A 21,618-nucleotide genomic window follows, 5' to 3' on the forward strand; every position below is an offset into this window, starting at 1 on the left:
TTAATAGGTTAACCGCATCAATTATCTGACCGTAAAACTTACTGTTATACCTTATTTCTTTAAAAGAACAAACACATAACTTTTTTTGTGATTAAATTATTGTATTTCGAATTTAAGTTGTGCTCTTTGAAAATCTAATTCATCATCAATTTCAACCCAAGATAAATCTCCTATATCAATCACTTTTGGTTTCCAACCTTGAAGTAAATATTCTTGAAATGCCCTTTCATAATAGTCATTTAGCATTCCTTCTTTAATCATTTTATCCAAATAATAAAAGATTTCAGTTACATCCTTTGTTGTAATCCTGCATAAACCTATTGACTCGCCTTCCCCCTCAAAAATACTAATTTCTTTAGAAAGCTTATTTATAAAACCATTTTCATTACGTGTAAACTTCATTGCCTCTGCATCTAATTTGGATTGCATATCAACTGCTACTAAACTAGTTTCTTTAGAAGTATTATCTCCGTAGACAATTCTCTTTAATATAGTTGTATCCAATACAAGATCACCATCACATAAAACAAATGCATTTTTTATTACATCTTTTGCACACCATAAAGAATATCCATTATTTGTTTTATAAAAATTCGGATTATGAACCGCTCTTATACGTAATCCGTTTTCTCTTTGGTTCCATCCATCTATAAATTCGTTTATAGTCTCACTCATATATCCTGTTAAAACAATGATATCTGTAAATTCTCCGGTTTCTTCAGCTTGTTCGAGTAATCTTTCCAAAATAGTCTTGCCATCAATCTCTATTAAGCATTTAGGCCTTTCCTTAGTCAGGTCTCCTAATCTTGAACCCAATCCTGCTACTAAAACAACAAAATGCATTTTTACCTACTCCCTGTAATCTGTAAGTTTTGTGAATGAATAACACCCTCTAACAAATCTAAAAATCTTATTAAATGTTGTTCTGTAATATGTCCAATGTTAGCAATTTGGAAAGCTTTTTCAAAATATGGACCCTTTCCACGGTAAACTACAAAATTTTGTTCTTTCAAATACCTGTGAAATCCTTCTACATCCCAATCCTCTGGATAATACACTGTTGTTAACACACGGGACATATACTTTTCAGGTATTACAAATGACATCCCTAAATTTTTTAATCTGGCTCGTATTATGGATGCAAATTTACCATACCTTTGAATCCGCTTTACTATCGAATCACTTAATAGTTCATCTAATGCTGTTTCTAATGCAAAAAACAATGATACTGCCGGTGTATTAGGTGTTTGTTGCTTTAATTCTTCAAATTGATAAATATTATATAAATCCAAATATCGCGTACGAGCTGGAGTACCTTTTAATGCCTCAAAAGCAGCCTTTTTCCCACATATAAAAGATAATCCGGGCAAAGATGCCAGTGCCTTATTTGCAGATGCTGTACAAAATGTAATTTTTGCTTTTTCCACAGACAACTCTTCTGCTCCTATAGAGGAAACTGCATCTACCAGAAAATCAACTTTTAATTCATTCAAAAGCTCACCTATTAAATAAATAGGATTCAACATACCAGATGAGGTTTCATGATGTACCATCATAACTGCATCTATTTTCGTTTTCTCGATAATATTTTTAACATATTCAATATCAATTGGATTTCCCCATCCAAAATCTACAGGGATCACATTGACCTTATGACATTTTGCAATATCAACAAGTCTATCCCCAAATTCACCATTTGTTAAAATTGCTATCTTTTTATCTGGCCCATATGAAGAAAGGAGGCTTTCATTCGCAGTTGTACCTGAACCTGTTAAGACAACACTTGTATAATTTAATGAATCCACATCAAAAACTACATTTAACTTCTTTCTAATTCTTGTTAGAAGTTCCACAAATTCATTTTCACGATGACCAATATCAGTATGCATTAAAGATTGTTTAACACGTTTTGAGACCATTACCGGACCTGGGCAAAGTAATATTTGCTCTGATATGCCTGATGTCTCACCATTTGTGACAAAAGGGGGTGCTACTTGGATATAATGATTAACTAAATCATTCGTACCCTCGTCTACTATATCAATTTTTTTAAAAGTAAATGAACTAATATTACTCATGCGGCAAATAGCATCTTGATAGTGATAGTGAAGTTGTGTTTTTTTTTGTAAAATAACTTTAAGTGTAGCAAAAAATACATTAGAGGTCTGACTATCAAATTTAGTAATCCCTATATATTTGCCAATCGATTGACTCAATTCAAGTGACTTATTCAGAATAACTCTATTTCCTTCTATCCCCAATTTAAGTTCTTCTTTTGAAAAAATAGACTTATCCTTATAAAACAAAGCTGGACCTTTTGTATTAATCAATTGTTGCATAGCTTGATCACTTAATATAGTTTCTCCATCTATCAATAAAAAGGATTTTCCTCTTAATTGTTTGACTGCTGCTAATACAGACATTGCATTACCCGTGTAATTACAGTTATGATTAAATACAAATTTAACTCTAGGTATTTGGCTAATCGAGCGAACGAGTTTAATTATTTGATCAGCTTCGTATCCTACGGCTAAAATAACTTCTTCAACCTTTAATTGTCCTAATTGTTTTAACATTCTTTCCAGCACTGTATGCGCACCAATTGAAACCGAAGAATTTTGGGCGCTATGTGTTATAGAAGATAATCGACTCTCGTTTCCCTCAGTTAATATAAACGCTTTCACAATTTAATCCTCCAAAATGATTAATACTCTTATCTCTCTACTAGACAGTTATGTAAACACGCTACGTTTTTTCTTAGAAACCTAAATCAATTTAAATTTCTAAATTAGTTAGTAATATTATTATATATACATCTAAAATTCCTCATTCAATAATCCTAGATTTGAATATATAAAATAATCAGACAATTAAACCTATCATAATATATAACTAACAAAGATTTATAACGCTTAAAGGATATTGGTCCTAAATGCAACAATTATTCATTCTACATAACTTACCAGAAAATCCCTAAATGTTACATGAATTAATTTTATAGGGAAAAAATGAAATGTCAATCGTTTATTCAAAAAAATTCCAAAAATCACTATTTATCACTATTTAAAATTAATTAAAAATTTCAAGCCTGATTGTAGCAAAAAAACACACGCATTGGAAATGATTTGAAAAATATGCAAAATTGCATATTTGTATATTTTTTCAAAAATTTATAATATAATAATTTGAAGTTATTTTAATAATTAAAAATTCCATATAATTTAAAATATAGGTGATTAATATTTTGGGAGGTATTATAAATGGGTGAATGGCTAACAGTATTTGATCAACAAGGAAAAAAAGTTGGAAAGAAATTACGTGATGATATTCATCGTGATGGAGATTTGCATGAAACGTTTCATTGCTGGTTACTAGAACCAAAAAAAGAAAGCATTTACCTGTACTTTCAATTAAGAGCATATGACAAAAAGGATTTCCCTGGTATATGGGATATTACAGCGGCTGGCCACATTATGCATAATGAAGATATATTAACAGCTGGTCTTCGAGAAGTAGAGGAAGAATTAGGACTTCGTTTCTGTGAAACAGACCTTGTATATACAGGTATTTATAGAATAAATAATGAACATCCCCCTCTTATTGACCGTGAAATGTGTCATATGTACTTTCATATTGTCACAGAACCACTTCCTTTTGCACCTGGCGATGAGGTTGAGGATATTCTAAAAATTGAGGCTACTTCTTTGTTAGAACTTTTAAAGGGAGAGCAATCATCTCTTACAGGTATTTCAGTACTATCTAAAGTAAAAGAACCAATTGTCTTAACTAAAGAAGATTTTTACCCTTATGATATTGCATATTATGACTTTGTTGTAAGACAAGCTATTGATTTAATAAAAGCTTAGCTATTGATGTTGTTATTAAGCAGATTGCATTTTTTATATAGTAATAATGATTCTTCAATGTTAAATAATTATAAAGTTATCTCCCATTCTACTAAGAGTTAATCATGAATTAATAAAAAAAGACACTCTTACAGGTGTCTTTTTTATTATAAAAATGCTGAAAGTAGCGATTCAAATTTCATGATTTTCAATTTTCCTGCTCATCATTCTCAATGTAGCAATGAACCCTTCTAGACTAAGGTCTGTTCCTTTAGGATATGTAATTGAATATATATATTGACCAAATATTACGGAAGCTGTACAATATTGAGAAAAGTTTTGATGATAACTATATACAATACCATTACTAATCTCAATTTTATTAATTTCATAGATTTCTAAAGAAGTTGTAAGACCCGTCTTTAGAATTTTCGATAAAGATTCCTTAGCAGTCCAGAAAAGAGTATATATAACCTCATCAGGATATGATAGTAGCGTAGTTAATCTCTTTTCTCCCACTGTCATTTGGGCTTCCAATGTATCTTTGTTATCAATGCTTATTCTTTCAATATCAATTCCCATAGGTGCTTCTTCTGAGAAAGCAATTGCAACTCCAAAACTATCACAATGACTTATACTTACTTGCACATTCATTAAACTAGAATGTTTTACAATTGGTTGATTGAAAATCCCTGAAGTAATTTGTATTTCATGCAATCTTTCATTTTTAATAGATGCTGAAATAGCCATTTTAGCCGCGTATCTACCTGCTAAATAGCTTTCCACCCTTTTTTCAAACTTAAGCGTAAGAAAGTATGCTCTTTCATTTAAATGCAAATATTTTACTGTTTCTAAGTATTGATTAATTGATGAAGAATAACAAATGCACACATTCGTTTTATACAGCTTATTTTTTTGTTTTAAAACTAATTCACTCGTAAATGACTGAGGAAGTCGGTTTTCAAAGCTTTCTTTCTTCTCTTCAAAAGATCTTTCAATCATACAAAGCCACCTTTAACCCTAAATTTTCCCAACAAAATACACACAACAACAAATTCCGCATGATTATATCATAGTTTTCTTAATAACCAAAGAAATTCTCCCTTCCAAAAGAAACCGTTCAGTCTCTTGTTTGCAATAAAAAGTTGAGAAACTACAGTATTAAAACTCAAAAAAATAACCAACCTGTAAAATCACGTGTTTTAATTAAAGTGAAATATTCCAGTTGTATCGAAGTACATTTGCGAGACAATCTACACTCCTCTACAAATATTTCTATTTTGGAAAGCATAAATGATGTACAAGAACAAATAATTTCAGCTTTAGGCATTCATGATATAAGACTAAAATTGCTACAAGATTCCCACTGTTTTTTATACGGACATGATGGTACAATCCGAGAATTTTGCTATGGAGAATCAGAACCAATCAATTTAGATTCCGGCCACTTAGACCAAGACTTCTTAAAACTCACTCTAGACTCCACTCCAGATATTACTTTTGATGTAAGTATCCCATCACCATCAACTTATTTTGAAGAATCCCCAAAGCGATAAAAATGAACTTCTTTCTATAAATGACACAATTTTTTCGTTTTAAAGCATTATAAAATTTAAACTTGATAACGACGGGGTATCGCCACACATCCATCAACTTAAAGATTCGTTGTAGTTTTAAAATAAAGATTGATTAAAAAAGTACGAATGGATAATTTTCTCCAGTTATAGAATGGTCTTTAATGATTATAAGTATTATTTTAAACATTACTGCAGTGATAGGTTTATCACTACACGTTTTTGTATACCAACCTATGAAAAGATTTGAAACGAATTTAAAAGAGACCTTCAAATAAAATAATTATAATTGAGGTAACACCACATCGCTATCGAGCTAAAAAATGTAGCCATAAAAAGAAAAAACACGCTATTCTTTCTGTAGAATCATAGGAAAGGATGGCGTTTTTTATGTTTGTTTCTGTGTCTGATGAATTACAACTATTTGCCCAAGAGATTCAAAGTTTTTTATCTCCAAATACCTTACGGAATCTTGCTAGAGATGTTGGTTGCGTACAACAAACCAATAAGTAGCAAGCAAAAGATTTAATAATTTTATGTGTATGGGTAAGCCAAAATGTAGCTATGACTTCTTTAACTCAATTATCTAGCTGTTTAGAAGCATCAACAGCAGTACTTATCAGTCCTGAGGGACTGAATCAACGATTTAATAAGGCGGCCGTCCAACTTTTACAACACCTACTAGCCGAACTATTAAGCAAAAAATTGACCTCATCTATGCCAATTTCTTCTCCATATACTTCTGTTTTCAAGCGTATTCGTATTTTAGATTCAACTGCATTTCAACTTCCAGATCCTTTTTCATCCGTTTATCCAGGTGCGGGGGGATGCAGCCATACAGCGGGAGTAAAGATTCAGCTTGAGTATGATTTATTAAGTGGACAGTTCCTTCATATTCATACGGGTCCAGGGAAACAAAATGTAATTAAGACATACTTCATAAATATACCAACTTTTTTAGAGGTTGTTTTTTTGCATAATTTCATGCAAAATGACGGAGTATTTTTTTCCTAACAATGGGATACAACACAAAGCCCCCCCTATTGTGGTGTTTATAAATTTTTTAAATAAATTCTGGTACATGAAATTATAAAAACTAAGTTATCCCTTTACTTTTCTTCTAAAATTCATATAGCATTCTATATGAATCTTATGTTATTATAGAGATAGAAAATTTGTTTCCATTGTTTATACTCTATTGTACGTAGCGTGAAGGACAAACCTTACGCCCAGTTAACTCGGGCTAGGTTTGTCTTTTTTTTACTTTAAGGAGGAATTTACTATGAAAAAAGTCTACAAAATTGGAGCAGTTATAACAACTTTATGTGTTATTGGTATAACGATCTTTACTTTAACTAAAAATGAATCAGTCAAAACAGAAACCATAACACCAGAAAAAACAATTGTATCTGCTGCCAATGTAAAAGAAACACCTGAAAATATAAAAGATATTTCAAAAGATGAATTAAAGCAAAAGATACAATCCGATGAAGAGTTCATTGCGTATTACTATCAACCTACCTGTCATTTTTGTAAAAAAGCTGCACCAGATATAAATGGTATGTCAAAAAAGCATGATAGAACCATCTATCGTATTGATATCTCTACACCAGAAAATCAAAGTGCCTTTCAAGAGTTCGACATTCCAGGTACTCCAGTTGTTGTAGCTTATAACAGGGGTGAAGAAGTTGAACGTCTAGAAGGAGCCGTGTCAGCTGCTACATATGATGGATTCTTTGCAAGACGTAATTCGAGCGCTATCTAGTATAGTGCTCGTTTTTCTTTGTACGAAAGGAGAATTAACATGCAACAAAGCACTCGTATTCATTCTTTAGACATAATAAGAGGTATTGCCATACTATGTATCTTATTTGCTAATCTACCTACTATGACGGGACTTGATCCCTTTAATCAAGTAGGGTACTCCGGTACAGATAAAGTAATTCGTTTTTTAGTAGATTTGTTTATACAAGCAAAGTTCTACACTATTTTCGCATTCTTATTTGGAGTAGGATTTTATATCTTTATGAAGAGTACAAAAGCCAAAGGATATCCCATGTATAGGCTATTTACCCGGAGACTGTGTATTTTACTAGTCTTCGGTTTACTCCACTTCACCTTTCTATGGTATGGAGATATTCTACATGCGTATGCTATAGCTGGATTTATTCTATTGTTCTTTTATAATCGATCTACTAAGCTTATTTTTATAGCTGGTTGTAGTTTCCTAACGGTTAGTTACGTATTACATATTATTGTATTTTCACGAGCAGGTTCTTCTATTCCTGAAGTGCCAACTTACTATCAATATATGTTTACAGGCAATACTATCAACCACACGGTAAATCTATTTACACATTATTTATATCAAGTAAAAGCACGTTTGCTTTTTCTGATGATAGAGGAACCCCAACAACTACTAATTGGGATTCCGGAATATATAGGCTTATTTTTAATCGGTTTATGGGCTGGTAAGAAAGATATTTTTAAAAGGGTACCGGAATTATTAAAGCACATTATATTTTTACAGTGGAGCTCGTTATGCATTTCATGTCTTCTCTCTTGTCCCATTATCTACTACTTTATAAAAAAGGATGTCTATTACTCTTACGATATACAACTATGGATTCTATTTGGAGGGAAAATGCTAGCTATATTCTATATTTGTACCCTACTTAGAATTTGTGAGAATAAAAATTATAGAGAGTGGCTGTACCCCTTTATGAACGTAGGTAAGTATGCTTTAACGAATTACATTAGCCAAAGTATACTAACGCTTGTCATTCTTTCGTTGTACTTTAAAGATGTCTCACACATATATTACTGGCAACTATGTACCTTCGGGATTTTAATTATCCTTGCCCAAATTATATTCAACTCAATTTGGAGTAAATATTTCCGCTATGGTCCTATTGAGTGGATATGGAGAAAAGGAATTTATAAAAAATAGCCTATTTTTCTCCATTTACATGCAATTAACTGGAAAAACGATAAAATGTTATATTAAATGTTAAAGATATATTTGTGGCTTTGAGATTATGTTATTAAAATTACATTGGTTCAAGACGAATGACGGCACCTTAGGGTGTCTTTCTTTATAGAATTTAGTATTAACATGTATAACAAATTGTACGTGTTAATCTGCCGCCTTATTATCCTATAAAAGAAAAAATTTAAATCCCATAGATATCTATCTTATAGTTAATTACATACATCAATCCATGATATAATTATATCTATATATTTAATTTAAAGGGTGATAATAATGAATTTATACACAAATAAGCAAAAAATAGTATCCCTTATAATTGCTTCATTTATCTTTTTCAGTTTTGTATTAACGGGTATATACAATGTTATAAAATCAAATTTCTTTTACGTAAATTTAGCAGGTTTAATCCTCAACAGTTTCATGTTATTTGTAGCAGCTAAAGCATTAATGAAACAGATTAAAGAATAAGTATATAACAATGATAAAATAAATTTAAGCTTATTTGAAGTATCGACACATCACAGTCAAGTAAATTCAATGCAGATGGAGGATTCAACATGAATAATCTAAAAAACTACTTAAACGAGAATCGTTTTATGAAATATTGTCTATATATAATATTAGGAGCTGGATTAATAAGAACAGGTTATGAATTTGGCTATTTCGTTACAAATTTCATGCAATAAAACAATAAGTGGTGTTAATAACAAATAACACCACTTATCAATATATTTTTCATCATATAACTTGAAACATAACAATTATTAAATTCATAATTGCATGAACAAAAAATGATACTAGTAACCTATTAGTACGCACATATACCACAGCGAACACGATTCCAATTAAAAAATATCCGAATATAAATGGAAAGTCAAAATGCATAATAGAAAAGAACAATGAACTTATTAATATACTCCAAGTTTGTGTAAACCTTCGCGTTAAAATATTTATGGCCGCATAACGAAAAACAAACTCTTCTACTAAAGGTGCAAGAAGAACAATTGAAATAAGTGCCACAGGAGATATTACCGCAGCAGCAACTGTACGAGACGTATTTACTGATTGCGTAGTTAGCTGGAATACACTCTTATCTAAAAGACTTCCAACCATCTGCCCAAGAAATACTAATATGATCCCAATTAAAATCCATACAAATAAGTTTCTTGATAATTTAATTGATAACTTTGTATCTTTCATTAACTCTTTTCTATATATATAAAAAAAGATTATCAACGTAACTGAAAACCCAATTAGTTCCCAATGTACGAGAAGTTGTTGGATTGCTTGCTGTTGATTTCCCTGAATATCATACCAACCTGTCTTTGCAAGCAATTGGAAACCTATAATCCCAACAAATTGAGTCATTATAAAATATATAAGTATGATATAACCTGATTTATGTAAATTACTATTATTCATGTTTATGTATTTACCCTTCACTTTTTTTATTTAATTAACGATTTTGGTTTACTTTTGCTCCATCCATTTTTTCTGCGTCTTTCCGCTAAACACATTTGTCCAGAAAACCTCATATTGTTGAACAGGTTTATCGACTCTCAACTTGAAATTTTTTATTTTTGAAGATGTAACCACCTATAATGAAAATATACTTTTTCCAAAGGAGGAATCTAATGTATATATCAAACAGGGTTGGCTTAATTAGCTGGATTGCAACTTGCCTATACTTTTTATTTGAACCTTTCTTTATTTTCACTTCTACAGCACCTTATAACTATTATCGCCACGCAATGAGTGATCTAGGTGTAACAACCTGTGGAGAATTCACCTACGAAATAGCTCCTTATGAAATATGCTCCCCTAATCATTTTTGGATGAATTTACTCTTTATTATTAATGGAATAACATTTTTTATTGGAGTACTGTATATTTCACAACATCTAGAAAAAACAAGAATTAATACAATAGCAACATTTTTTATACTTATAATAGGAATCTCCACTATAGTTTCAGGATTAATTCCTGCAGATGTAAACCTAATTGGACATTCTATTCTAGTTTGGATAGGTATGCTTACTGTATTTCCAGGACTATATATTTTTGCTAAGAATCTTAAAAAAGCTGGAAAATGGACATATTTCTGTTTACTAAGTTTAATAGTAATAACAATACTTATCTCACTTGTTTTTCTTTTCCCCTTACCTGCAGGTCTACTACAAAGACTTTTCTATTTGGTTCTTTTCGTTTGGGGAACTGTATCAACCTACAAATTAATAAAATAAAAAATTTGTTCACTTTTTTGATACATTTATGAAACATTCATATGTTATCTTCGATATGTTCTTTTCTCTTTATAATGCCGTGTGAGATATACTCAGACTTGAAGCCCTAGACCCCCTAACTCTAGGGCTTCTCTATTCAAATAAGGATTTTTTTAGTTTTGTAACAACTCATTTGTGTAATTAACATCCTCATTTGTATCCCTCCATATATATCTTACCTTAGCGATATATATAAATTTCTTTTAACCATGGCTTTAATTCGTTGTAAAATTTAGAATATTTAATTATTTTTTTAAAAGGGTTGTGTTTTTCTCCACAACCCTCATTTTCTTCTTAATCCACAGGTACTTCTTCTTGTCCATGTGGAATTTGTGCAATTGGAGTTACAATTTGTGCATATTGGTTTACCTGCACTTTAAATTGTCGTGGTTCTAAAAAGTTTACCTGTTGAATTAAAACTTCAATATGAAACGTATCTACTTTTTTTTCCACGGTCGATTTTGGTAATTCGCGCATTGTAAAACTTATCCCCATTTAGGAAATATCGTTGTACAGCTTCTGTAGCCAGCATACGCTCATTACTTGTCATTTTCATTGGTTCAATACCAAATCCAGCCTTTGTAAACAAATACGGGACATCATAACTACTATTAGAAATTTTTCGTAGTAAGTCCTCTACAGTTTTTGTTTTCGCGATATATTCCTCCTCTTTTGTATCAAATCCCTTTGGCTTATCTCCGAGCATTTCTATTTCATCTTGGTTTACTTGTTCTTCCTCTTGCACTTGTGATTTCATCATATAACGATGAATAGTATTATAAGTAGCAACACCTGCCACTAGTACGATAATCCCTAATATGACCAAGTACTTACGAGGCATATTGAATAAAATATTGATTATTTTCTTCATCTACTCTCATCCCTTATCAGTCTATAACATTACGAATTTGCGTCATATGTTGACCTCTTGCCGTATAGTTTAGACCTGTTATTTGTACACCTTTGTTATCACCAATATGAATCATTTTTTGATTCCCCATGTAAATTGCAACGTGCCCTGGATTTTCATAGAAGATAAGATCCCCTGGTTGTGCATGATTGATATCTGGTACTTGTTTACCTTGTCCGACTTGAGCACCTGTCCAATCTCCAAGTTGTACACCTATGCTTGTTCTAAAGACATACTGCGTAAATCCTGAGCAATCTGAAGAACCACCTGGTGGATTACGGTCTCCTAATACATATCTGACTTTTCCTTGCCCTAGCCATTTTTTCGCTTCTTCCAGTACCTTTTGTCGTTTAGCATTTGTCATTGTAGGAGAACCACCAGATGATAATCCTGGGTCATCATTTTTCTTGAAGAACTTCATTGGATCCGTCGGTTGGTCATTTATACGAATTTGGAAATCTAAGTGGACTGCGTATCCAAGCATATTCAGAACACCACTAACGTAGTTAGAACCACCCATTTCCCCGATAATTTGTCCTTTTGTTACCATAGTTCCTGGTGTAACCGAAATTTTACTCAAATGTAAGTAACGAGATACAACGCCATTACCATGGTCAACATAAACACCTAAACCACCATAGTGAACTGCACCCCAATTGTTAGACACAGTCTAACAATTGGGATGCAGTTTTTCTATGGCTAAATTTACAGCTGATGAAAAAATACAAATCGTTCTACGTTATTTGAACGGAAATAAAAGTTATCGAGAAATCGGTAAAGCAATCGTTATAAGTAGAACAATCATTTTGAATTGGGTAAGCCAATATAAACAAAATGGTGTGGAAGCTTTTCTAAAACGATGTACAAATTACACACAACAATTTAAACTAGACGTACTAAACTTTATGATTGAAAACGGCATGTCCTTATTTGAGACGGCAGCTATCTTTAACATTCCTGCCCCTTCAACGATTTCTGTTTGGAAGAAACAACTCGAAACACAAGGAATTGATGCCCTTCAATCTAAGAAAAAGGGGCGTCCATCCATGAAAAAAGATTCAAATAAACAATTAAAACAAGCTTTAGCTGAAGGGTCAGTCGAAGCACTTGAAGCACGTATTAAACAGCTTGAAATGGAAAATGAGTACTTAAAAAAGTTGAATGCCTTAGTTCAAAACAAGGAAAAATCACAAAACAAGACAAAGCGCAAGTAGTCTATGAGTTAAGGCATAAATATTCGGTGAAGGCACTCGTGGAGCTAGCTGGCATTCCTCGGAGTACGTATTATGATTTAGTAAAAAAAATGAATCGTCCGGATCAAGATGCCGATTTGAAAGCTGAAATTAAAGCGATTTATGAGGAAAATGAAGGTCGTTATGGCTACCGTCGCATTCGTGATGAATTAACGAATCGTGGTCAGAAAGTGAATCACAAGAAGGTTCAACGCAGTATGAAAGAGCTTGGATTAAAGTGTGTTGTGCGTATGAAGAAATATAAATCTTATAAAGGAAAAGTCGGTAAAATTGCACCTAATATTTTAGAGCGTAATTTCTGCACAGATGCCCCGAATCAAAAATGGGTAACGGACATCACAGAGTTTAAATTGTTTGGAGAAAAACTGTATGTATCACCTGTATTAGATTTGTATAATGGTGAAATTATTACCTATACAATTGGTTCTAGACCGACGTATTCACTTGTTTCAGAGATGTTAGAGAATGCATTAGAACGTTTACCTGAAAACCATCAACTACTGATGCATTCGGATCAAGGGTGGCATTATCAAATGGGACAGTACGTCCGTACACTTGAATCCAGAGCGATTGTCCAGAGTATGTCTCGAAAAGGTAACTGTTACGACAACGCAGTAATAGAGAATTTCTTTGGGATTATGAAGTCGGAGTTCCTCTATATAAAAGAATTTGAAAGTGTAGAGCATTTTAAAATAGAATTAAAAAAATATATAGATTATTATAATACGAAACGGATTAAGGCAAAATTAAAAATGAGTCCGGTACAATACCGGACTCACTTTTATCAAGCTGCCTAATGAAATAACCGTGTCTAACTTTTAGGGGTCACTTCAAATTCGCTCTTTTTTTGTTATGTACAATAATTCATTACTATTCTAATTCAATTGAAACATTTTTTTGTGGTACAAATGTAGAAATTGCATGTTTATAAATAAGCTGTTGCTTACCTTCTGTTTCCAGCAGGACTGTAAAATTATCAAATCCTTTAATTAGTCCACGAAGCTGGAAACCATTTAATAAGTACAGCGTAACAAACGTATTTTCTTTACGGAGTTGATTTAAAAACTGATCTTGAATATTGATTGATTGCTTCATGTCGAATCCTCCTCTTTTTCTCTACTTACTATTATTCGACTTTACTTGTAACTTTCCTTCTATGTATCGTAAAATTTCTGACGTTTTTTCACCGTTTGTAACATCAAACCACGTGACATCCATTTTATTACGGAACCACGTTAATTGACGCTTTGCATAACGACGCGAATTCGTCTTTAATTGTGATACCGCATCTTCTAAAGAAACTCGATTCTCAAAATAATCATAGATTTCTTTATATCCAATCGCTTGAATAGATTGACAATCTCGTATCCCTCTATTATACAGCCCTTCTACTTCCTCTAATAGGCCTTGTTCCATCATCAAATCCACTCGTAAGTTAATGCGATCGTATAGCATTTCTCGATCCATTGTCAAGCCAATTAATGAAACATCATAGAGTAACTCTTTTTCTTGTTTCTCAATTTGTTCACTCATTTTTTCACCCGACGTGTGGAAAATTTCTAAAGCCCGAATGACACGTCGTACATTATTTGCGTGAATACGCTCCGCACTTTCTGGATCTACTTCTTGCAATTTTTTATGTACATATTCCACACCGCGTTCTAAAGCTAACTTTTCCATTTGCTCTCGGTATATCACATCACCAGCATCATCTGTAAACTGATAATCGAATAAAACAGATTGTATATAAAGACCGGTCCCACCAACTATAATTGGTAATTTACCACGTTCTGTAATTTCTCGAATATGCTTGCGAACACGTTCTTGAAATTCCGCGACAGAAAATGAATCTTCCGGATTTTTTATATCGATCATATAATGTGGAATTCCGTCCATCTCTGCTTTTGTTACCTTTGCAGTTCCAATATCCATCGTTCGATAGATCTGCATGGAATCACCACTAATAATTTCACCGTTCAACGCTTTGGCAAGATTGATACTTAACTTCGTCTTTCCAACAGCAGTTGGTCCAATGATGACAGCAACTTTTTCACGTTGCACTTCTCCCATATCATTCAACTCTCTTTATGTAATATACTCCATCTATTGATTATACCCAATCTTACCAATTTTAACGGCATGATTGCAAGTTCTTTCATTTCGGTACATGAAATTATACAGAAAAAAGAACATAGTTTGTTCAATTCTGCATATACATGATAAAAATAGTTTCGAGAGGATGAGTTAACTATGAAACAATCCACCATCAATTTTTCATCTTTGACAAAAGACCTCATTTTAGCTACTTCTATAAAAGAACAAAATTGTTCACAAGAGGAATTATACTTCGCCCTAAATTGTTTACTACGGGCTTTTCATTCTACCCTCCATGAAACAACATTACATCCAGAAAATAAAAATACAGAATATATACAAACGCAATTTTGCAGTGCATATAAAATTATTACAGGTAAAACTATTTATCCATTTCAATAATCCATAAAAAGCGGCTGCTTACATAATTTCAAGCAACCGCTTTTTATATTAATATCGATAACCTATTGTATAACTTTCACTTTTACAGATTTGCGCCCCCAGCTATTAGCACTACCATCTGAACCGACTAATACATCAATACGATTTCCTTTAATCGCACCACCAGTGTCTCCAGCAATCGCTTCTCCATATCCTTCTACCCATACTTTTGATCCAAGCGGAATTACTTTCGGATCAACAGCAATTACTTTCATATTTGGATTTGCTGTTAAATCATGCCCCATTGCAGTTAATACACGACCACCATACGAACCATTCTCACTCGGATCTGCTGTATATGCCGTCGCTTCTACTGTAATTTCACGACCACCAGTAGGCGCACTTGTTTCAGTAGATTTTGCAACTGGTTTTGCAGCCGGTTTTTCTTTTACCACAGGTTTACTTGATTCTACATTCTTAATAGAATCGTTACTCTTAACAGACTCTTTATTCTTAACTACTGTATTATTTTTAACCGGCGTATTTGTTCTAGCTGGCGCTTCTTCTTGAGCTACAACCTCTTTCTTTTCGATTACAGGTGCTGTTCCTGTTAAAAATGGCACGTGAACATATCCAACTTTTCCATTGTAGTCAAATTGTAACCATTCATTTTGAACTTGATTCGTCGTTTCAATCACATCATTTTTATTAAGTTTACCTAAAATTTCAGAATCAGTATTCGCTCCAGCACGAACATTTAATACGCCCGCCGTTACATAATATGTGCTCTTTGTAAAATCGGCACTTACAAACGCTTCCTTACCGTTCAACTTAATTTTTGTCCATCCATTTTCTGTATTTATAACATCTAGTGTATTCCCACTTAACACTTTACCTACAAGCTTTGACTCTACATTTGGGTTTTCTCTAACATTTAATACGTCTGTTGTTACAATTGTTTCCGCTTTAGCAGAACCCGCAAAAATCCCAAGACCAAAAACTGCTGCTGTTGCTATACCTAATAATTTTTTCATGAATAGCCTCCATTTGCTTTGTTTTCGTATTTTCATTATAGCAACAGATTTTTAGAATTTTTAGAAATCACACAATTACAAAGCATTCGTAATATACGATTAACGAGTTGTAACATAAATTTCCATATTAATAAAATGTATTTCTCATACAATCTCCAGTGGTTTTCATATATTTTTCATATACGAGCACAAGAACTTTTTTCCAGAAAAAATTACAGTGTTACTTTTTTGTTACAAAAAATTCACAATTCGTTACATCTTTTACCAAAAAACATCAATATTTAATTGTTAACCTATTTTTTTGTAATAAAAAGAGAGCAGCTACTAAAAGCTGCTCTCTTTTCATTTGTTATTGAACTTTCTTTTTCCAAACACCTAGCATAATAGCCGAGACAATCGTTCCAATTAATATAGAGAAAATATATAGTAACGGTTTATTTACTAACGCTATTACAAATAATCCACCATGCGGTGCTGGTAATGTAATTTGGAATAACATAGATAACGCACCTGCAATACTTGAACCAACAACACAACTTACAATTACTCGAACCGGATCTGCAGCTGCAAACGGAATCGCACCTTCTGTAATGAACGATGCTCCCATAATATAATTTGTTAAACCAGATTTACGTTCCGCTTCTGTAAACTTTGATTTAAAGAATGTAGTTGCAAATGCAATCGCAAGTGGCGGTACCATACCACCAGCCATAACTGCTGAGTGCACTCCAAAATTCTGTGCTTCTATTGCAGCAATACCAAACGTAAACGCCGCTTTATTAATTGGACCACCCATATCAATTGCCATCATACCACCTAAAATAAGACCTAGTAATATAGCATTCGTACCGTTTAAACCATTTAACCACCCTGTCAACATTTCATTTAATGCTACTACAGGCGGAATCACTGCTTTTTGCATTACAACTCCTGTAATCAATAATCCAAAGACTGGATATAACAAAACAGGTTTAATCCCTTCTAATTGTACTGGTAGTCCTGAAAATAATCTTTTCAACCCTAAAACAACATATCCAGCTAAGAAACCAGCAATTAATCCACCTAAAAAGCCAGCATTCGCATTCGCCGCTAAAAATCCACCTACAACACCAGGCATAAAACCAGGACGATCAGCAATAGAACTTGCAATAAATCCAGCTAAAATTGGTACAAGGAATAAAAACGCACCTGTTTTTCCTCCACCAATTGACATGAACAATTCAGCTAAAGGACCTTCCGCCTTTATACCACCAAACGAAAATGCTAGCGCTATTAAAATCCCGCCGCCAACAACGAACGGAAGCATATTACTTACGCCATTCATTAAATGCTTATAAATTCCTAATCCTTTTTCTTTTTCCGTACTTTCTGCCTTTCCATCTTCTTTTACACCTTTAAAAATTGGTGCATCTTGCTTTACAGCTCGATTAAGAAGTGTTTCCGTTTTTCTAATCCCATCAGCGACTGGTACTTGAATGACATGTTTACCAGCAAAACGATTCATTTCTACTTGTTTATCCGCCGCAACAATAATAGCTGTTGCACGTTCAATATCCTCTTTCGTTAAACCGTTTTTAATACCTGTCGATCCGTTTGTTTCAACTTTAATCGCTATTCCTAACTCTGTCGCTTTTGCTTTTAAGCTATCCGCTGCCATATATGTGTGAGCGATTCCAGTTGGACAAGCTGTAACAGCAAGTACGTACGGTTCATTTACTTCTGGTTTTGCGACTTCAATCTCTTCTTCTTTTTCATTCTCTTTTTCATCAAATAGTTGAAGAAGCTCACTTTCATCCTTTGCTTCTAATAGTTGCTTGCGAAATCCTTCATCCATTAATAATGTCGATAAACGAGACAACGTTTCTAAATGAGTATTATTCGCTCCTTCACTTGCAGCAATCATAAAGAATAAGTGTGCTGGCTGTCCGTCAAGCGACTCATAATTGATACCGCTTACACTTCTACCAAAACAAATCGATGGTTGTTTAACAGCCTTTGTCTTCGCATGAGGTATTGCAATACCTTCCCCTATTCCAGTCGTACTTTGGGACTCCCGCTTTAAAATAGCTTCTTTAAATTCCATTTTACTATTTAAACGATTTGCCCCATTTAATTTCTCAACTAATTCATCTATGACAGCTTCTTTATTTGAAGCTGTCAAATCCATAATGACTGTATCTCTTTTTAATAGTTCTGTAATTTTCATATGTTGCTTCCCCCTATCGCTTAGCTACAATTACTTGCGACAATAATTCTTCTACTTTTTCCTTCTTACATAAATCAGCTGAAAATGCTGTTGCACTCCCTGTTGCAACGCCGTATTGAAATGCCTTTTCAATATCTTTTGTCTGTTCATATTTGCCTACAAACCCTGCAACAAGAGAATCTCCGGCCCCAACTGAATTAATTACAACACCTTTTGGAACAGTCGCTTCATATATACCTTCTGCCGTAAATAATAAAGCTCCCTCTCCAGCCATCGATACGATAACGTGTTTTATACCTTGTTCAATTAATTTTCTTCCATAAGGTAAAACGTCCTCTACTGTTGAAAGCTCCACTCCAAACAACTCACCAAGTTCATGATGGTTTGGCTTAATTAAAAATGGCTTATTTTTAATTACATGCTGCAGTGCACTTCCACTCGCATCGACTACTACTCGAATACCTTTTTCAGCTCCGAGCGCTGCGATTGATTCATAAAAGGTAGTTGGGATAGATGCAGGTACACTTCCAGCTAGCACAACGCAATCTCCCTGCTTCATACTTTCGATTTGTTTCATTAATTGTTCAAATTGCTCATTTGTCACATTAGGACCTTGCCCATTTAATTCTGTCTCTTCTTGCCCTTTTATTTTCACATTAATTCGGGAATCTCCGTCTACTTGGATGAAGTTTGTCATTACGCCTTCCGCCTGTAATACACCTTTAATAAATTGACCGGTGAATCCACCAGTAAATCCAAGTGCTATATTTTCCACACCTAAACGATGGAGAACGCGAGAAACATTAATCCCTTTTCCTCCAGGAAACTTCATATCTTTCTCTGCTCGATTGACTGCGCCTAAATCAAAGGAATTAACTTGTACTACATAATCAATAGATGGGTTTAAAGTAACTGTATAGATCATTGTTTATCAGCCTCAATTACATTGGTTTGTCTTTTATATTTTTCTAAATCAATTTCTAAATGGTTTGTAATAATATTTGCTTCTTCAACATTTGCAATTTTCGCAAATGCAACTTCTGAAAACTTACTTTCATCAATTAAGAAATATCCTTCGTTTGCTAATGTTAATGCCATTTGTTTTAAGAGCGCTTCTTCTGGATCTGGCGTTGTAAAGCCAAGCTGTTCATGTACACCATTTGCACCTAAAAAACATTTATCAAAACGATACTTCTGCATACTTTCCTGTGCCATAGCACCGATTAAAGCTTTCGTCCTACTCTTCATCATTCCACCTAGTAAATACGCACGAATATTATTTTCAACTAAAGCTTCAATATGCATAAGTCCATTCGTAACGACAGTCACATCTTTATTTATTAAAAATGGAATCATTTCAAATGTTGTACTTCCTGCATCTAAATAAATACAATCACCTTGTTCAATAACGCTAGCCGCATAATTAGCAATTTGTTGTTTTATTTGAATGTTTTTGGATGATTTTTCAACCATCGTTGGTTCTTGCCCTTTTCCTGTTAAAACAGCGGCACCACCATGAACTCTTTTTAATAACCTTTGCTTTTCCAATTGTGCTAAATCACGGCGAATTGTCGACTCAGAGCTTTCTGTTCTTTCAACTAATTGCTGTAATTTTACAACTTTCTGTTCTTTTACAAGTTGCAATATCATTTGATGACGTTCAGGAGTTAACATTTTATTCACCTCTTCTTTGATTACAGTATAATGAAAACGGTCACAAAAATCAACCACAAACAATCAAAAATAATCAAAAACACCCATAAACATTTATAAACAGCAAAAATAAACCTATTCGATTAAACAATCAAATAGGTTTCTTTTCTAAATTCACTTATAAAGAAGCTTTATATATACTTAAAACATCATCTTTATTTAATTTTTTAAAGTTACCAAATTCACCATACGCCATCGCTTTATTAGCCATTATATCAATTTCATTTTCTCCAATACCGTAATCAGCTAATGTTGCTGGCGCTTCAATTGAAGTCCAAAATTGACGCAGTGCCTTAATTCCTTCTAAAGCCACTTCTTTATCTGTTTTGCCATCTGTTTCTATATCAAATACACGAATAGCGAACTGTTTAAAACGACTTACATTTTCCTCTACAACATGTTTCATCCAGTTCGGGAATAAAATCGCAAGGCCACCCCCGTGTGGTATATCATGAACAGCAGAAACTGCATGCTCAATATTATGAGTCGCCCAATCTCCTTTTACTCCCATCGCTAAAATACCGTTTAACGCCATAGTACCACAATATAAAATAGTTTCTCTATGCTCATAATTTTCTAAATCACTTAAAAGCTTAGGTGCTGTCTCAATTACTGTTTTTAAAACAGCTTCACAATAACGATCTTGTAGTTCTGTATTCGTTCCATGATGGAAATATTGTTCTAATACGTGCGACATAATATCTACCATACCGTAAATTGTTTGATCTTTCGGTACAGAAGTAGTATGAACTGGATCTAAAATTGAAAACTGCGGGAAAGTAACTGGGCTACCCCATCCATACTTTTCATTCGTTTCCCAGTTTGTAATTACCGAGCCTGCATTCATTTCAGATCCTGTTGCTGCAAGAGTAAGTACAGTACCAAATGGTAATGCCTCATTAGCAAATGTTTTTTTCGTTACAATATCCCATACATCTCCATCGTACTTACTACCAGCTGCAATTGCCTTCGTACAGTCGATCACACTTCCTCCACCAACTGCTAAAATAAATTCAACACCATTTTCTTTACAAATTTGAATCCCTTTCTTTACAGTTGATACACGTGGATTCGGTTCAACACCTGTCAATTCAAATACTTCTGCATTTATATCCTTTAAAATAGAAATTACATTATCATAAATACCGTTTCTTTTAATGCTGCCTCCCCCGTATACGAGAAGAACTTTTTTACCGAACTGTGGAATTTCCGTTTTTAACTGCTCTAATTGACCTTTACCGAAAATAAGTTTCGTTGGATTACGAAATACAAAATTTTGCATATTCCTTTACCATCCCTTCTATATGAAAAGCAACTATACTTTTGTATACCAT

At 33.3% G+C, this 21,618-nt stretch carries 19 protein-coding genes and 3 pseudogenes; 9 read left to right on the forward strand and 13 right to left on the reverse strand.

The window, feature by feature from the left end; translation table 11 throughout:
* Window positions 1-96: 96 nt before the first annotated feature.
* Window positions 97-843, reverse strand: coding sequence for a phosphocholine cytidylyltransferase family protein (locus BHV55_RS18560; RefSeq protein WP_048568741.1), 747 nt, complete (start codon window positions 841-843; stop codon window positions 97-99).
* 2 nt (window positions 844-845) lie between these two features.
* The gene (locus BHV55_RS18565; RefSeq protein ID WP_048568740.1) at window positions 846-2,684 is read right to left on the reverse strand and encodes an aminotransferase class V-fold PLP-dependent enzyme; all 1,839 of its coding nucleotides are present in this window, start codon (window positions 2,682-2,684) and stop codon (window positions 846-848) included.
* Between the two features lie 576 nt (window positions 2,685-3,260).
* Here BHV55_RS18565 and BHV55_RS18570 point away from each other — a divergent pair.
* Window positions 3,261-3,866: an NUDIX hydrolase gene (locus BHV55_RS18570; protein WP_048568739.1), complete on the forward strand. Its 606-nt coding sequence runs from the start codon at window positions 3,261-3,263 to the stop codon at window positions 3,864-3,866.
* 171 nt (window positions 3,867-4,037) lie between these two features.
* On the opposite strand, the gene BHV55_RS18575 is transcribed toward BHV55_RS18570, so the two are convergent.
* Window positions 4,038-4,847: a 4'-phosphopantetheinyl transferase family protein gene (locus tag BHV55_RS18575; protein ID WP_048568738.1), complete on the reverse strand. Its 810-nt coding sequence runs from the start codon at window positions 4,845-4,847 to the stop codon at window positions 4,038-4,040.
* 962 nt (window positions 4,848-5,809) lie between these two features.
* On the opposite strand from BHV55_RS18575, the pseudogene BHV55_RS18580 reads away from it, so the two are divergent.
* The 5 genes and pseudogenes from BHV55_RS18580 to BHV55_RS27690 form a co-directional block, all read left to right on the forward strand.
* Window positions 5,810-6,340: pseudogene (locus tag BHV55_RS18580) on the forward strand (IS4 family transposase); the annotation flags it as partial.
* Between the two features lie 361 nt (window positions 6,341-6,701).
* Window positions 6,702-7,184, forward strand: a complete 483-nt coding sequence (locus tag BHV55_RS18585) for a thioredoxin family protein (protein ID WP_069604779.1) — start codon at window positions 6,702-6,704, stop codon at window positions 7,182-7,184.
* Between the two features lie 39 nt (window positions 7,185-7,223).
* Window positions 7,224-8,369, forward strand: a complete 1,146-nt coding sequence (locus tag BHV55_RS18590) for a DUF418 domain-containing protein (RefSeq protein WP_048568736.1) — start codon at window positions 7,224-7,226, stop codon at window positions 8,367-8,369.
* Window positions 8,370-8,684: 315 nt separating this feature from the next.
* Window positions 8,685-8,879, forward strand: coding sequence for a hypothetical protein (locus BHV55_RS27570; protein ID WP_048568735.1), 195 nt, complete (start codon window positions 8,685-8,687; stop codon window positions 8,877-8,879).
* An 89-nt stretch (window positions 8,880-8,968) separates the two neighbouring features.
* Complete coding sequence (locus BHV55_RS27690; RefSeq protein ID WP_255448474.1) at window positions 8,969-9,097, forward strand: hypothetical protein; 129 nt, start codon at window positions 8,969-8,971, stop codon at window positions 9,095-9,097.
* A 52-nt stretch (window positions 9,098-9,149) separates the two neighbouring features.
* On the opposite strand, the gene BHV55_RS18595 is transcribed toward BHV55_RS27690, so the two are convergent.
* Entirely contained in the window at window positions 9,150-9,833 is a 684-nt protein-coding gene (locus BHV55_RS18595) for a CPBP family intramembrane glutamic endopeptidase (RefSeq protein WP_048568734.1), read from the reverse strand.
* A 212-nt stretch (window positions 9,834-10,045) separates the two neighbouring features.
* On the opposite strand from BHV55_RS18595, the gene BHV55_RS18600 reads away from it, so the two are divergent.
* A complete protein-coding gene (locus tag BHV55_RS18600; RefSeq protein WP_048568733.1) occupies window positions 10,046-10,654 on the forward strand; it encodes a DUF998 domain-containing protein in 609 nt (202 codons plus the stop codon).
* Window positions 10,655-10,987: 333 nt separating this feature from the next.
* On the opposite strand, the pseudogene BHV55_RS18605 reads toward BHV55_RS18600, so the two are convergent.
* Window positions 10,988-11,564 (reverse strand): annotated as a pseudogene (locus tag BHV55_RS18605) (hypothetical protein).
* 16 nt (window positions 11,565-11,580) lie between these two features.
* Window positions 11,581-12,255 (reverse strand): annotated as a pseudogene (locus BHV55_RS18610) (NlpC/P60 family protein); the annotation flags it as partial.
* 43 nt (window positions 12,256-12,298) lie between these two features.
* On the opposite strand from BHV55_RS18610, the gene BHV55_RS18615 reads away from it, so the two are divergent.
* Window positions 12,299-13,653, forward strand: a protein-coding gene (locus BHV55_RS18615) for an IS3 family transposase (protein ID WP_139147402.1) whose coding sequence is annotated in 2 segments (ribosomal slippage) — window positions 12,299-12,752 and window positions 12,752-13,653 — 1,356 coding nt in all. Because the reading frame shifts where the segments join, the coding sequence is not laid out codon by codon here.
* Window positions 13,654-13,726: 73 nt separating this feature from the next.
* Here the strand turns inward: BHV55_RS18615 and hfq are convergent.
* Together hfq and miaA are read right to left on the reverse strand one after the other, a co-directional pair.
* A complete protein-coding gene (gene hfq, locus BHV55_RS18620; RefSeq protein WP_000813896.1) occupies window positions 13,727-13,951 on the reverse strand; it encodes an RNA chaperone Hfq in 225 nt (74 codons plus the stop codon).
* Window positions 13,952-13,972: 21 nt separating this feature from the next.
* Window positions 13,973-14,926 (reverse strand): tRNA (adenosine(37)-N6)-dimethylallyltransferase MiaA, encoded by a 954-nt coding sequence (gene miaA / locus BHV55_RS18625; RefSeq protein WP_000504957.1) that lies wholly within the window; start codon window positions 14,924-14,926, stop codon window positions 13,973-13,975.
* A gap of 180 nt (window positions 14,927-15,106) precedes the next feature.
* Here miaA and BHV55_RS18630 point away from each other — a divergent pair, with 180 nt between their 5' ends.
* The gene (locus BHV55_RS18630; RefSeq protein WP_000814426.1) at window positions 15,107-15,352 is read left to right on the forward strand and encodes a hypothetical protein; all 246 of its coding nucleotides are present in this window, start codon (window positions 15,107-15,109) and stop codon (window positions 15,350-15,352) included.
* Between the two features lie 62 nt (window positions 15,353-15,414).
* On the opposite strand, the gene entD is transcribed toward BHV55_RS18630, so the two are convergent.
* The 5 genes from entD to BHV55_RS18655 form a co-directional block, all read right to left on the reverse strand.
* The gene (entD, locus tag BHV55_RS18635) at window positions 15,415-16,365 is read right to left on the reverse strand and encodes a cell wall-binding protein EntD (RefSeq protein WP_000734613.1); all 951 of its coding nucleotides are present in this window, start codon (window positions 16,363-16,365) and stop codon (window positions 15,415-15,417) included.
* Between the two features lie 349 nt (window positions 16,366-16,714).
* Entirely contained in the window at window positions 16,715-18,571 is a 1,857-nt protein-coding gene (locus BHV55_RS18640) for a PTS fructose transporter subunit IIABC (RefSeq protein WP_000704599.1), read from the reverse strand.
* A gap of 13 nt (window positions 18,572-18,584) precedes the next feature.
* The gene (pfkB, locus tag BHV55_RS18645; protein ID WP_000640830.1) at window positions 18,585-19,496 is read right to left on the reverse strand and encodes a 1-phosphofructokinase; all 912 of its coding nucleotides are present in this window, start codon (window positions 19,494-19,496) and stop codon (window positions 18,585-18,587) included.
* Window positions 19,493-20,245, reverse strand: coding sequence for a DeoR/GlpR family DNA-binding transcription regulator (locus tag BHV55_RS18650; protein WP_000957286.1), 753 nt, complete (start codon window positions 20,243-20,245; stop codon window positions 19,493-19,495). Before BHV55_RS18650 ends, pfkB begins: the two co-directional genes overlap by 4 nt.
* Window positions 20,246-20,402: 157 nt before the next feature.
* Entirely contained in the window at window positions 20,403-21,566 is a 1,164-nt protein-coding gene (locus BHV55_RS18655) for an iron-containing alcohol dehydrogenase (protein WP_001179092.1), read from the reverse strand.
* Window positions 21,567-21,618 lie beyond the last annotated feature (52 nt).

This window comes from Bacillus sp. RZ2MS9, assembly GCF_001816185.2.
GTDB classification, from domain to species: Bacteria; Bacillota; Bacilli; order Bacillales; family Bacillaceae_G; genus Bacillus_A; species Bacillus_A cereus.

Excerpts from the sequence above, each read along its gene's own strand:
- BHV55_RS18595 (WP_048568734.1), bottom strand. The coding sequence starts at position 9,833 with ATGAATAATAGTAATTTACATAAATCAGGTTATATCATACTTATATAT.
- BHV55_RS18575 (WP_048568738.1), bottom strand. The coding sequence starts at position 4,847 with ATGATTGAAAGATCTTTTGAAGAGAAGAAAGAAAGCTTTGAAAACCGA.
- BHV55_RS18640 (WP_000704599.1), bottom strand. The coding sequence starts at position 18,571 with ATGAAAATTACAGAACTATTAAAAAGAGATACAGTCATTATGGATTTG.
- BHV55_RS18655 (WP_001179092.1), bottom strand. The coding sequence starts at position 21,566 with ATGCAAAATTTTGTATTTCGTAATCCAACGAAACTTATTTTCGGTAAA.
- pfkB (WP_000640830.1), bottom strand. The coding sequence starts at position 19,496 with ATGATCTATACAGTTACTTTAAACCCATCTATTGATTATGTAGTACAA.
- BHV55_RS27570 (WP_048568735.1), top strand. The coding sequence starts at position 8,685 with ATGAATTTATACACAAATAAGCAAAAAATAGTATCCCTTATAATTGCT.
- BHV55_RS27690 (WP_255448474.1), top strand. The coding sequence starts at position 8,969 with ATGAATAATCTAAAAAACTACTTAAACGAGAATCGTTTTATGAAATAT.
- BHV55_RS18650 (WP_000957286.1), bottom strand. The coding sequence starts at position 20,245 with ATGTTAACTCCTGAACGTCATCAAATGATATTGCAACTTGTAAAAGAA.
- miaA (WP_000504957.1), bottom strand. The coding sequence starts at position 14,926 with ATGGGAGAAGTGCAACGTGAAAAAGTTGCTGTCATCATTGGACCAACT.
- BHV55_RS18600 (WP_048568733.1), top strand. The coding sequence starts at position 10,046 with ATGTATATATCAAACAGGGTTGGCTTAATTAGCTGGATTGCAACTTGC.
- BHV55_RS18560 (WP_048568741.1), bottom strand. The coding sequence starts at position 843 with ATGCATTTTGTTGTTTTAGTAGCAGGATTGGGTTCAAGATTAGGAGAC.
- BHV55_RS18570 (WP_048568739.1), top strand. The coding sequence starts at position 3,261 with ATGGGTGAATGGCTAACAGTATTTGATCAACAAGGAAAAAAAGTTGGA.
- BHV55_RS18630 (WP_000814426.1), top strand. The coding sequence starts at position 15,107 with ATGAAACAATCCACCATCAATTTTTCATCTTTGACAAAAGACCTCATT.
- entD (WP_000734613.1), bottom strand. The coding sequence starts at position 16,365 with ATGAAAAAATTATTAGGTATAGCAACAGCAGCAGTTTTTGGTCTTGGG.
- hfq (WP_000813896.1), bottom strand. The coding sequence starts at position 13,951 with ATGAAGCAATCAATCAATATTCAAGATCAGTTTTTAAATCAACTCCGT.
- BHV55_RS18585 (WP_069604779.1), top strand. The coding sequence starts at position 6,702 with ATGAAAAAAGTCTACAAAATTGGAGCAGTTATAACAACTTTATGTGTT.
- BHV55_RS18590 (WP_048568736.1), top strand. The coding sequence starts at position 7,224 with ATGCAACAAAGCACTCGTATTCATTCTTTAGACATAATAAGAGGTATT.